The sequence below is a fragment of the Pseudoalteromonas sp. NEC-BIFX-2020_015 genome (assembly GCF_012952265.1).
Taxonomy (GTDB): Bacteria; Pseudomonadota; Gammaproteobacteria; order Enterobacterales; family Alteromonadaceae; genus Pseudoalteromonas; species Pseudoalteromonas neustonica.
The window spans coordinates 68,814-82,691 of the sequence record NZ_JABCJL010000017.1 but is presented as its reverse complement, the minus strand read 5'-3'; the positions used below and the strand labels follow the sequence as shown (position 1 = coordinate 82,691).

General features: G+C 43.2%; 5 protein-coding genes. All 5 read right to left on the bottom strand.

All coding sequences use genetic code 11. The annotated features are described in order from the left end of the window. Positions 1–626: 626 nt before the first annotated feature. Genes HH219_RS13680 through HH219_RS13660 form a run of 5 tightly spaced genes read right to left on the bottom strand, consistent with a single transcriptional unit; the run spans position 627 to position 13,755 of the window. A complete protein-coding gene (locus HH219_RS13680; RefSeq protein ID WP_169327787.1) occupies positions 627–5,057 on the bottom strand; it encodes a type I polyketide synthase in 4,431 nt (1,476 codons plus the stop codon). Positions 5,058–5,059: 2 nt separating this feature from the next. Continuing rightward, a complete protein-coding gene (locus HH219_RS13675; RefSeq protein ID WP_169327786.1) occupies positions 5,060–10,303 on the bottom strand; it encodes a non-ribosomal peptide synthetase in 5,244 nt (1,747 codons plus the stop codon). 11 nt (positions 10,304–10,314) lie between these two features. Continuing rightward, a complete protein-coding gene (locus HH219_RS13670) occupies positions 10,315–11,040 on the bottom strand; it encodes an alpha/beta fold hydrolase (RefSeq protein WP_169327785.1) in 726 nt (241 codons plus the stop codon). Beyond that, on the bottom strand, positions 11,027–11,257 hold the full coding sequence (locus HH219_RS13665; RefSeq protein ID WP_169327794.1) for an MbtH family protein: 231 nt from the start codon (positions 11,255–11,257) through the stop codon (positions 11,027–11,029). The genes HH219_RS13670 and HH219_RS13665 overlap by 14 nt, the downstream gene beginning before the upstream one ends. A gap of 59 nt (positions 11,258–11,316) precedes the next feature. Further along, positions 11,317–13,755, bottom strand: a complete 2,439-nt coding sequence (locus tag HH219_RS13660) for a penicillin acylase family protein (protein WP_169327784.1) — start codon at positions 13,753–13,755, stop codon at positions 11,317–11,319. Between the last annotated feature and the right edge of the window lie 123 nt (positions 13,756–13,878).

Below are 13,878 nucleotides of genomic sequence, written 5' to 3'. Positions count from 1 at the left end.
CGCGAAGCCGCTACTTAATCCTATTGCTGGACAAGCCCGTTGCTAATGTTGACGCTTATTTATAGTAAATAAATTGATAGGCGCTTTGCTTGGCTGCTTGATTATTTTTTTCAGGCCGAGTGTGGCTAAGGCTGCGTATTGGTTTAATTCACGCGTTTAGTTTTGTTATTACGTCGACTCCAACTCCTTAGAATAAGATCACATCCGTGTTTTATATCGTCAGCCCGACAGCGCGTATTGGCCTCATAATATGACGGCCAATACGCGCCAGATACAACGTCATGTGCGCTTTGCATTGCCATGTAGAAACCCGCAGTTACGCGAACGTTGAAAGCCTTTTGACAGGACGTGCTTTATACTCGCCATAAAAAATCACAGCCTGGCTCAGTGATGTATTTATCTTATTTGGTGGCACTCTCGCGGTAACGAAAGGTCACATTCCCGTGTTGATTTTCAATGATGTTTTGCTCATTAATCACCCCGCGATACAAATAACGCGCTAAATAGGTGAGGACAAAGCCATTGTCTGTATCGCCAAGTTCATGGGCCGCTATTTTTTAATTTTAGCCTCTGAACAATTGCAATAAAAAGCCCAAATCTATTCAGATTCGGGCTAACATTTTCTTCTATGATGAAAGCTGTTCTATAAGCTTTCCTTCAATAATATAGGCCAAGTTATCAATGCTCGGATCTTCAAAGAACTCCGCTGGCTCTAATTCAATGGAGAACTGCTGCTTTACTTTCGCCAACATTTGAATCGCTATCAATGAGTCACCACCCAAGGCAAATAAACTGTCAAATACACCTATTTGATCAAAACCAAGAAACTCGCGCCAAACAGCTACCAGCTTATGTTCAAGTTCACTCTCAGGTGCTTCATATTCGGTGTCTAAATCTGGGCGACCATGTCCTGCAGGCTTCGCTTTAGCGTTTAAAATCGCCTGCTCCGTCTCGCGCGTTACCCGTACTAGTTGTGACCAACTCATGCTCGCTGCATACACTTGCGACTGACCACAAGCAAAAATATCAGCCAACATGGCAGCGCCAATATCACCTTGCAGCCCTACCCCCTCAGGCAAGTCAAACTTAGCAGCCATCCCGGTTTGAGCCCAAGCATCCCAGTTAATACTGACAACGGGGAAATTATGTGATTGCCGAGCCAATGTATCTAAATATACGTTGGCCGCACAATAGTCACTTTGTCCATATGCGCCTAATACAGAGGCTAAAGAAGAACACACCGCGAACTGCTGTAAAGCATGCTCTTTAAACACATGTAAAACGTTCTGCGTACCTTGAATTTTGCTCGATAAGGTCACGCTAGCGTGTGCCATTGACATCCCAGCAATGAACCCACCACCCGGTAGCCCTGCACTATGAACAACATGCGTGATCGTGCCAAATTGCTGCTCAGCTAACTTTACAGACTGCCCAAGCTGTACGAGGTCCAGTACGTCAGCAGTGATCACCATTACATCAACATTCTGCGCCTGCAGTGATAATAAAGCCGTTACCTGCTTATGTAACTTCTCGTCAGTATCACTGGCTTGCTGTAATGCTTGCCACTGAGACTCAGGTGCAAACTGGCTACGAGTTTGCAAAATAAGCTTGTGACCTTGCTCACCTAGGTATTTAGCCAGATGTAACCCTACACCACCCAAGCCACCGGTAATTAACGTAACACCCGACTCTATCGATGTATCAGCACTCACAGGAATCGCTTGCTGACTGAGCACAAAACGTTGCTTACCTCGATATGCAATTTCATTATGTTCTGGCTTATCAGCCACTAAATCAGCCACTAATTTTGTCAATACATCTTCACTGAACGTCGTATCTGCATCTGTGAATTCAATCACACGCGTGACCGTATTATGCTCTAGAGGCAACCCGCGGGTTAGACCCAAGAGCGTGGCCTTCTCTGGTGATAAACTTTCATCATCCAATACTGAGAACAACTGGGTAGCTAACACACTTAAGCGCACATTAAAGGTGGCGACTAGGTGCTGTACCAGTGGCAGTAATGCCTCATAACCAATGACATCATCCGATTGTGCCGACATAAAAAAGCGCGTATCTACAAAATGTGTTACCTGTGTACCATCCGCTAAATAGGCATGTAACTTTTCCCAATGAGTGGGGTTTTTGTGATCAAAATTAATGTGGCCATTGTCTTGAATCGTAAACTCTATGTGACCTTTCTGTACTGCCCATAACGTGGTTAATTGTGCGCCACGTTCAATAAGCGCCGTACTCAGTGCGCTGCATACCTGAGAGTCTGAAGCCAATAATAAAAAGTGCTCTGCGCTCAAATCTTGACGCTTAGCATTCAACGGCTGCTGTTGCCAAATAGGTTGCAATAATTGCGGCTGTAAACTAGATGACTCTGTTCCCCGTGTCGCTGACACACTACGGTCTTGATTTACCTCAACCCAATATTCTTCCTGGCTAAACTGATATTCTGGCAATACTTTAGCCATACTCGGCGTAAGCTCTCCAACAAGTTGCCAATCAATATTTAATCCTAATTGCCATAACGTTGCAGCCGTTTTAGCAAAAGGCGCTATGACTTCTTTAATATCGCGCACATGAGCAATAGAGTTTAAAACCGTCAACTCTTTCGTAATACCCACCTGCTTAACCAATTTATGCAGCGTATCACCAGGCCCTGCTTCAATGAGCACATCACACTGCTCAGATAACGTGTGTACCCCTTCGGCAAATTTGACTGGCTGACGAATGTGATCTAACCAATACTGTACCGATGTTGCTTGCTCATCTGTGATCAACTGTCCAGTGACATTACTCACAAACGCAATGTCAGGCGCACTTAAGTCCGCTTTCTCTAAAGCAACTTTAAACTCCGGTAATACCGATTCAGTTAAATGGCTATGAAATGCATGAGATACATGGAGTCGTGTGCAACTTATCTGTTCAGCCTTTAATTGTGTCTGTAATGCTTTTATTGCCTCTTTTGTCCCAGCAATCACCGTATTAGTCGGGCTATTTAACGCGGCAATATCCAGCTCAGCAGTTAAATAAGGGGCAATACTTTGCTCATCTGCCACGACAGATAACATGCTACCAGGTGCCATACCTTGTAGCGCTTCTCCTCTGGCCGTTACCAACGTAACCGCCGTTTCTAATGACATCACATTTGCCAAACATGCTGCGACATACTCGCCGATACTGTGCCCTAGCATGCCCGTAATCGTTACACCTAATGCCTGATACGTACGCGCCATCACATAACCTACTATAAATAATGCAGGCTGCGTCACTCGCGTTTGGTTAAGGTGTTGATTCGCTAATAAAACTTGATCTTCATCAGGTGAAAACACCGTATTAAGTTGCTGTTGTAATTGTTCAGAAAAATGGCTCATTGTGTCGATAAACACGGATTTAAAATACGCGTTATGTTTGAGCAACGGCTGAGCCATCGTTACATACTGAGAACCCTGTCCTGAAAACAGTAAGCCAATACGCGTATCCGTTACTCTCTTAGCAACCACTTCACGACTTAGCATCGCGACTGCTTGTTCTTGGTCTTTGACCACAAACGCTTTTCTATAGGCCAGTGCTGCACGCTTTTGCTGTAATTGAGCAGCTGCCTCAGGGAGATTATATGGCTGCGCGACCAACATCTTTTGAAGCGCAGCAACTTGATCTATCAGCCCGCTTTTGGTCGCAGCGCTCACGGGTAAGATATACCAAGGAGCTCGAAGTGCTGACGCTGCTAATACCGGTTGCTCCTGCGAGACATATTCTTCTAAAATAACATGTGCATTGGTACCACCCATCCCTAACGAACTAACAGCCGCCCTGCGAGGTGTATCACTTTCCCATGCTTTTAATGTGTCATTAACATAAAATGGACTCGTCGAAAAATCAATGGCCGGATTTAACGGCTTGCTATACATACTCGGAGGTAATTGTTTATGTCGCAAAGCTTGAACCGCTTTGATCAAACCAGTCACACCTGCAGCTGAATCTAAATGCCCAATATTGGCTTTAATAGAACCAATGGCGCAATATTGTGTTTTATCTGATTGATATGCATCGCGAAGTGCTGCAATTTCGATAGGATCACCGAGTTTAGTACCTGTGCCATGTGTTTCAATATATCCAATTGAACTTGGGTCCACGTCAGCAAATTCAAGTGCAGCAGTCACCGCGTTGGCTTGGCCTGTTACACTCGGTGCTGTATACCCAATCTTATCTTTACCATCGTTATTAACCGCTGAACCTCGGATCACTGCCAGAATAGTATCGCCAGCATTGCGTGCATCTTCAACACGCTTCAATACCACTGCTGCACTTCCGCTACCAATTAAGATACCATCGGCATTTTCTGAAAATGCACTTAACTGTCCGGTGGGAGATAAACTCCCCCCAGCGGGTGCATGATACCCCTGCTCAGATGCCAAATTTAGCCATACACCGCCAGCGAGTGCTGCATCACTTTCAAAGTTTTGCAGTGAACGGCATGCCATATGAACCGCAACCAACGAGGTTGAACAGGCTGTTTGCACGGTGACCGACGGGCCTTTAAGATCGAGCTCATAGCTCACCCGTGTTGCTAAAGAGTCTTTATCATTACCGTTTGTTAAAGCTAACAAACTCGTTATGTCATTCTGCGTGTTGTTTGATAACAGATTTTGCAATAAATAACTCGGTACGCCACACCCCGCAAAGACGCCTGTTAAGTTATCAGCACTTGGCGTGATGCCCGCATCTTCTAATGCATGCCAACACGTCTGTAAAAAAATACGCTGTTGAGGGTCAAGTTGCTCAGCCTCCTTGGGACTATAGCCAAAAAAGCCGGCATCAAACGCTTTAATACCAGAGAACGGGATCCCTGCTTTGACATAGTCAGGATCCGCCAACGTGTCACTATCTACCCCAGCATGACCCAATTGCTCATCACTATATGATGTGATGCTACAATGTTGCTTTGCGACATTTTGCCAAAGCTCTTCGACGTTATTTGCATCAGGAAAACGTCCCGCCATACCCACTATAGCGATGTCTAATTCATTATATTCTATATCTGACATATTTATGATTCTCTTGATTTTTTACGACGAGCAGCCAATGCATTCATGCCTTTCTTTTGTTGTTTAGCTGATGGTTTAGACTGAGATTTTACCGTTACTGATGACCCAGAAAGGTGCTCTGCCAATGTGGCAATACTTGGATAGGTAAACAAGTCTGTTAATTGCACGTTGGGGTAATAAGTTTGAATTGATTCATGTACTGCCATAAGTAGTAAAGAATGACCACCGATGTCAAAAAAGTTGGCTTGACGGTCAATCTCTGCCTGCTTTAAGTGCTGCTGCCATATTTGACTAATTAAGCGCTCAACATCATTACTTGCCAGTACAACCTGAGACGGAGACACCGACTGCTCTGACGTTATCTTTGGCAGCTTATGTCTTTCTAATTTACCGCTGGCGTTAATAGGCAATTGAGCCATTACGACGATGTGTTTCGGGATCATGTAATGTGGTAACTGTTCACTCAACGCGCGTTTAATACTATCGCCAGTTGGTAACGCCTGCGCATTACACTCCACATAAGCGATAAGCTCTATACCATGCTCACTGTTTTGCGTAACAACCACCGCAGCATCAACAATCGGCAATTGCGTTAAACACAGCTCCACTTCACCTAACTCTACTCTAAAGCCGCGTACTTTAACTTGATGATCTCGACGGCCGTGATACTGTAGCTGGCCATTATTCCAACTCACTAAGTCCCCAGTCGCATACATACGCGCGCCATTGGTACTGAATGGGTCTGCGATGAATTGACTGGCCGTTTGTCCAGCTCGACACCAATATTCACGCGCAATAATCTCACCGCCAACATATAGCTCACCGATCTGCTTTTCGGCGACTAATTCAAGGTTGTGATCAAGTACATACAATTTACGTCCGTGTAACGGTTCACCTAAAGGAACCGCATCAACAGGAGGATTAGCTTGGCAATCGTAAATTGCTGCTTCCACCACTATTTCAGTCGGCCCATATGTATTTAATAAGCGAACATGCTCAAGTCCTGCGCGTCGCCAGTCTGCAATAGCAGTGATAGACATTGCTTCACCACCAGAGTGAACTTGCCTTAGTTTAGGCAGCGAGATCGGCGCAATATTCTCGTGATGATACGCCCAACTTGAGGCAATACTGCGCCAATAAGCCGCACTTAAATCCATCACCGTAATATTATGACGTTGCGCCTGTGCATAGAGTGTTTTCGCATCCCATAACGCGTCATCTCGCAATACAATTGCACCGCCTGCAGACCACGTCGGAAACACTTGCTCGACAAACGCATCAAAATTAGCGGTCGCGAACTGTAGTACCACATCTTGCTCACTGAGCGAAATAAACTGTTTCGCAGACTCGATATACTGCGCCAATGCATCATGACTAATCGCCACACCTTTGGCTTGACCAGTCGAGCCTGAGGTATAGTTTAAATAGGCAATATGTGCCGGATGCTTTAATACGGTAGGAATACTGGTCTTTTTATAATGCTGATTTAGCAGCTGCACAGGTGCTAGCAATTGCCCAGAAAAAACAATTCCAGTGTGCTCAAGGTCACTGATCACGGCGCTGCATACACTGTCTTTAAGCATATAGTTTAACTTTTCAGCGGGGAATTGGGCATCTAATGGGAGATAGGCAATATTGGCTTTTAAACAGGCTAACACACTTGCCAACATCAGCGGGGTACGCTCCAACAGTACACCCACAACAGGGTTTTCCCCTAACTCTTCAGCCAGTAAAGCATGGGCCAACCTGTTTGAGGTTTGCTCTAACCATTCATAGCTAAATTGTTCGTCTTTATAGATCACCGCTGTACGCTGTGGATATTGCCCTGCATATTCACTTAATTGAACCAGCCAGTGACTAGATGGCGCTATAACATTACTACCTTGGCCTTGTAAAAGCATACGTGTTGTATCACTAAGGAGTGCCAAATTACCGATTGCGTGATCTGGGTGCTTCACTACTTGAGCGAGTAAGCTAGCCCATGCATTTTGCAAATATTCAATAAATGAGGCATCAAACAACGCTTCATTGTACTGTAACTCAAGCGCCAATTGACCATTATTGAATAAGCGTGAATCAATACTTAAATCAAACTGCGCTTCATGTTTTAGCGGTGCTACCTCAACAAGCGACACATCAGGTAACGCATCTAGCATGTCTAAACTATGCTCAACATGATTGAACATCACTTGAAATAAAGGCGTTTGACCAACATGGCGCTCTGGATTAATGATTTCCACTAATTTTTCAAAGGGGAAATCTTGGTTATCTTGTGCAGCCAACGTGCGATTTTTACACTGTATCAATATGTCACTAAAACTATCGGCGGCATCAATATCTGAATTAATTAGCTGGGTATTTATAAAAAAGCCAGCCAAGCCATGTACTTGGCTATTATTTCGATTGGCCGTTGGGATCGCTACTCGTGGGTTCGGTTTATTGCCCACACGGTAACATAGCGCTTGGAAACTGCTTAATAGCAACATAAATAAACTGGCACTGTGTTTATGTGCTAGCGTCTGTAAACTTTCAACTTGTTGATAATCTAAGTGTAATATTGAGGTAGCTAATGGCACCATGTCTACTTGTCGTGGGTGTTGAGGCTCAAAGAGTAATTCATCAGCCGGTAAGCTCAGCGCGTCCTGCCAATAGGCTAATTGCTGCTGCGCTTGCTCAGTTGCTAACCACTGCTGTTGCCACTGAGCATAATCACCATACTCAATTTCAGACTGGTGATTGTCTAATGTTCGGCCCTGAGCTAACCGCTGATAGTGCAGACTTACCGCACGCAGTAATAAATCAAATGTCCACGCATCTGATGCAATGTGATGCATGCTCATCACCCAGATATATTCTTCATCTGTGCATTGTACGAGCCCAACACGGAAATTTTCTCCTTTTTCAAGGGCAAACGCTTTACTGTTCAACGTCGTTATCCAGCTGTCAGCTTGTGCTGCAATATTCTGCTCAGACCTTAAATCAACATACTGCCAGTTTAGATTTTGCTTCGTTACCGTTTGACGCCATTGCCCTTGGTCATTTTTATAATAACGATGGCGTAAAACAGCATGCTCTGATAAAACCTGTTCACACGCTTGCTGTAACCATTGCTGTGAAAGCTTTCCTGTGAGTACTATCTGAGCACCAATATGGTATGCATTACTTTGCGGCTGCAATTGCCACAGAAATAGCTGGCGTAATTGCTGAGCGCTGAGTTCACTGCTAGACAGCTGCTGAGGCATAATCTTTTGCAGGGCTTGGGTATTGTCCAATGTGCTTTTTAGCAAAGCACAGAATTGGCCAAAGGTATGCGCTTTAAATAAACTGGTTGGCGCAATATGACACGAGAATTCGGCTTCCACTTTCGCCAAAAGTTGCACCGCTTTAATGGAACTTCCGCCCAACGCAAAGAAGTCTGCGCCGTCATGACGTATCGGGTAATTAAGCGCCGATTGCCATATCGTGGCTACTGTTGTTTCCAACTCACTCCAATGGCTATTATCGGTCTCTTGCACGCTCTGTAATTGCCCTAGTGCATCACGATTGAAGTCGCCATAAATCGCCAGCTTTTTAAAGCCATATAACTTTAAACAAGCACTGCGCTGCAATTTACCACTGGACGTTTTAGGTAAAGCACCTTGATCAAGCAATAGGACTAGTTCAGGACTTTGCCCAAAGTGTTCAATAACATAATCTCTGACGATTAAAGCGACTTGCTCTTTGGGCATCTCGTCCCGAAACTTATTACTGGTTTCAATGGCTAAGCCAATGCCCTCTCCCTGCTCGACACTTGGCACAGGAAATGCCGATACTCGCCCTTTACGTACAAAGCTCAAGCCAGCCTCAATACTACGCTCAATATCCTGCGGATAAATATTGTGACCATTGATAATGATCAAATCTTTTTGACGCCCAGAGATATACAACTGGCCTTTGTATAGGTAGCCCACATCACCCGTTCTAAGCCAGCGATGATTATCGCAATCTACAAATGTCTCAGCTGTCGCTTGCTCATTCTGCCAATACCCTACAGCGATACTTGGCCCAGCAGCCCAGATTTCGCCAATTTGACCTTCATGCAATTCAACGAATGTATTGGAGCACGTGATCCTAAGTAAATGCTGAGAAGGGGGAGTGCCACAACTTACTTGATGGCTATATTCACTGTTATTACGACGATCTTGTGTGGGGACTTTAATAGCTTTGCCTTGGCTTAATGCATCATTACAAAATGCATTTATGTGCGCCCCTGCACTGGCTTTACTGCCAGTGACTAATAATGTCCCTTCTGCTAACCCGTAACATGGATACAATGCACCTGGTTTAAAACCTGTCATCGTAAAATGATCAGCGAAGTCTAACAACGTATCATGGCGAATTGGTTCTGCACCAGAAAATGCAACACGCCAACTCGATAAATCTAATGTCGCTTTGTGCTTTTCTTTGATCCGTTCCATACATAAGCGAAAAGCAAAATCAGGCCCACCAGAAATGGTCCCTTTGTATTCACTGATCAACTCTAACCACCTTAGTGGTTTTTCCATAAAATAGCGTGGTGATGCCAATACCAATGGAAAACCCGTAAATAAAGGCTGCAATAAACCACCAATAAGGCCCATATCGTGAAATAGCGGTAACCAACTAACAAATACATCTTCAGTTGATGTCTCGAGTGATTCAGCAATCGCTATCTCATTAGCAATTAGGTTTGTATGGCTGACCATCACACCTTTGGGCTTTGCTGTCGATCCTGATGTGTATTGTAAAAATGCAATGTCGTTTGGCTGTGCCTCATAACGAGATGGGGTTTCATAGCTGTCAACAAGCTCATCAACCACCAATATTTGGCTGCCTGCAAGCTGTTCGCACATTACATTTACGGTATCTGCGAAACGACGACTCGTAAGCATTAACGTCGCTTGCGAATCTTCAGCAATGCCGAGTGTACGTGCAATATGTTGCGCTTTAGTTGATTCTGGCGCAAAACTGGGGATCGCTGTAACTCCCAAATACTGACATGCTAAAAAGCTAGTGACGTAATCAATTCCTGTATCCATAAGAATTAATACACGTTCTTTTGCTGAAACTAACGGCGCAATGTGACTCGCAACAAGCAAGCTTTGTGCATAAAGTGCTTTATAACTATAGGTGATTTGATTTTTACGATCGACACAGATCAGCGCTCGCTGCTCTGGTTGTTGCTCGACATGGACATATAGATAATCCATGATGGTAATAGCAGCCATGATTTACTCCATTAAAGTGAACAGGCAATAGCAGTTGAATGGGTTAGTTTATTGGTAATGTAGGCTAATAAAGCGTCTTGCTGTGGTTGTAAATAGAAATGCCCTCCGCAAAAAATTCGGTAATCAATCACTGAATTTGTAATATCTTGCCAAGCCAAATAATGTTGTTCGGTCATACTATCTTGATCACCAGCAAGCACAGAAACAGGCACTTTTAAAAGTGGGTGTGGTTGATATTTAAAACTCAGACATACAGCAATATCAGCAGCAAAAATAGCCACGACCATATCCAATAGATCTGGGTGTTCAAATACCTCCTTGGGCGTTCCACCAAGGCATTTTAAATCTTCAATAATTGATTCATGTGTATCTAAATTAGTAAATCGCTGATTATTGCGATGAGTTGGCGCTGCGCATGCTGAAACAAACAAATGTTCAGGCAATGGTCGGTTTTGTTGAACTAGTTTTAAACAAACGCCATAAGCTAGTAACCCCCCCATACTATGACCAAATAATGCAAAACGTGCAGGAAACTCAACTGGCAGTTTCAGGATAATATCGTCAACCATATCCGAAAATGTAGTTCTCAACGGTTCACTAAAGCGTGAACCTCGACCTGATAATTCAATGCCTACCACATTGATATTTGCTGCAAGTGAAGAGCCCCATCGTTGATACATTGCTACAGAACTGCCTGCACAAGGCAGGCAATATAAAGTAATCTCAGGCTTCATCATGACTTTGAGCTGCTTGCTCTGCCATTGCTTGACGTAAACTCAAAGGCCGCATATCCGTCCAATGCTGATTTATATAATCTAAACAAAGGGTTTTATTTCCCTCAATGCCCACATCACTCCATCCTCCTGGTACCGTTTTATATGCAGGCCATAAGGAATACTGTTCTTCATGGTTAATTAATACTTTAAAGACACCATCTTCATTATCAAAACTCATGCGCTGACCTCTATTCATTTTTAGTTGTTGATTGTGTGACGTACAACAATGAAAAATTTTTAGTCTTTTTCAATAATCAAATACTGTTCACTCACTACTTTTTCTGCCAATTCATCAGCCGTAAAAGGTAAATCGAGTAAGCGCAAATTCTTGCTGTAATACTGACTTTGATCAGCGAAGTGGTCTGAATTATCACTTGCAGATTGTGAAAAGCTTAATAACCCACGCGCTTGAGGACCGCCTTCAGTAAACTCAACAACCATCATCCAGCTAGACCCAAAATTAATATCAAAACCACGCTGACTTAGGCCTGAGTAGGTTGGCCGCCCTGATACGATATCTATAATTGGTGGTTCAATATTAGGTGAAAAACTAGTTGAATCCATATTGTTAGATGTTGAAAACACATTAAAGCCCCCAACTCGATGAGCCGCACCCGGCCACGGGATCCGTTGCTCTGCTTTTTGTAAAAATTGCACTTGCCCTAGCTCTGCGGTTAAAGAAAATCCTGCAATTTCAACATTTTTTGCTGCAATTAATAACTTGCGTAAAATGGTTTCTTGTTGAGGTAACCCACGAGGTGTCGTTTGCGGTTGTAAAGGGTCAAAAGGAATAGCAAAATCAGCTTTAAAATCTAGCTGCTCTGCAAATTCTAAAATAAGGTGGGCCGATTTAGAGGTTAAATTAAATGTACCATCCCATAATGTGATAGCTGCACAAGCAGGATCAACACTCATATTAAGGCCATCTTTAATGTTTAATGTTTGACCCGAATAGTCGGCACACAATTTCAAAATATCAGGCATAAAACGTTCAAAATACGTTTCGTTATTGAGCAATGCCGTTTCTACTTCTGAGCTATTAAATAGGCCATCAGTGCCCGCTGCGTGCTGTAGCATTGCTAAACTTTGTCGTGTTCGCAGCGACTGTTGGCTATTAATTTTTCCATAAAGAGGAGAATGCGCGTGCAAAGGTGACTGAGCATTCGTTAACCAATATGAATCATTTGCATTTTGCACATAATCAGTACGTTCAAGTTGCGGTGCATTTTCAAAACTGACTTCTTTTGAATAAATATATTCACTGTTATTTCCTGGTAATACTGCCATACCTGTCTCTTTGAAAACCTGTGAAATAACAGGGTGTTCATTTAATAGTTGCAGTGCTGAAGCGGAGAGTTCAGGGACATTAGAATCGTCGATATAAAACGTGCTACCTAATTTATCCACTGCAAGAGTATTGTTAAAAAGCATACCGTTAAAGTCTTTAAAGGTAGCTTTCAATTCAGTCATTGAACCAGCCTGATTTAGCGCAAGCCAGTGGTCAATAGCATCAAAGCTATCTAAATTTGCTTCTTTAACGACATAGACAAACTCATGATCCCAAGGAAAGCGCTGCGCATCTTCAATCACAATACCGACGTCAGTGTGATAAACAGTTTTCACTAAATGAATAGGGCCAGCTGCTGTTTTTACTTCAAGTTCGATTTCTTGTTGTTCAATATCATGCCATTGCCCATCAATTTGATAACGTAATGAATTATCAGGATCGAGCGAAAGACGATAGATAACGGCATGTTTAGCCGCAGAAAAAGTATGTGTCCATGCTAGTTCATTATTAAAACCAATATTTACAACACCGGGAAAGCCTACAACTGATGCCCCCATTACATTCATTTTGCCGGTAACTTCAGCTTGATGTGCCCAAAACCTAAAATTACCACCGAATGGAAAATGCGGATTTGCTAGTAAAACGCCCTTACCACTTTCAGTTTTTTCTCTGCCCAACGCCCATGCATTTGACCCTTGGGTTTGGATTGGTTGTTCCAAATATGAGTGTGAGATAGCTAACGGCCAATGAGTAAACTCTTTTTCGACTCGTTTTGGTAACCATTCTTGCTCTGTACCAGGATCTGCATGAAGCATTGCAGGCATTAAACGCCCTGCACTACTTTGTACTCCTAACATTAAAATATTAGCAATTACATCAATCGCCGTAATTGGCTTTACCCATTCTTGTCCGGCACATTCCTTCGCTAAGGATTCATCACTTCGCTCTACTGCCGATAAATACGCGTTATACCCATCAGCAAAGCCCGTTGCGAGTGCTTGAGTTTGTTCAGATAAGCCTGCATATGCGCGCTCAGTTCTGCCAATTACATCTAAAATCCGATGACCAAAATCAGATTGCACATAATAGTTGTCACCTGATTTTTTATCCGCCCCCAAATATTTAGCGCGTTGCCCCTGTATACGTAGGTAACCATCGGCCAGAATACATGCATGATCGTGCGCTTGTGCATAAGCATTACCATACCCCAATCCATAAAGACTATCCGCTTTGATATGCGCGATACCGTATTGACTACGTTTAATAGTTACTTTTTCAAAAGTCGATGCATCTTCAGATAACGTTTTGTCATTTTTTTGCTGACAACCAGACAGTAATTGCAAACCTGCGATAGTAATAAATACAATGTGGAATCGTTTTAAACTCATGTTTTTCTCATTTATTGGTAATTTATAAATGACGAATGAATAAATAATAAAATAACGATAAAACTTCATTTACATTTTTAAACTTTATATTGACATTTGATACCAGTCCAAACAATAATGCCA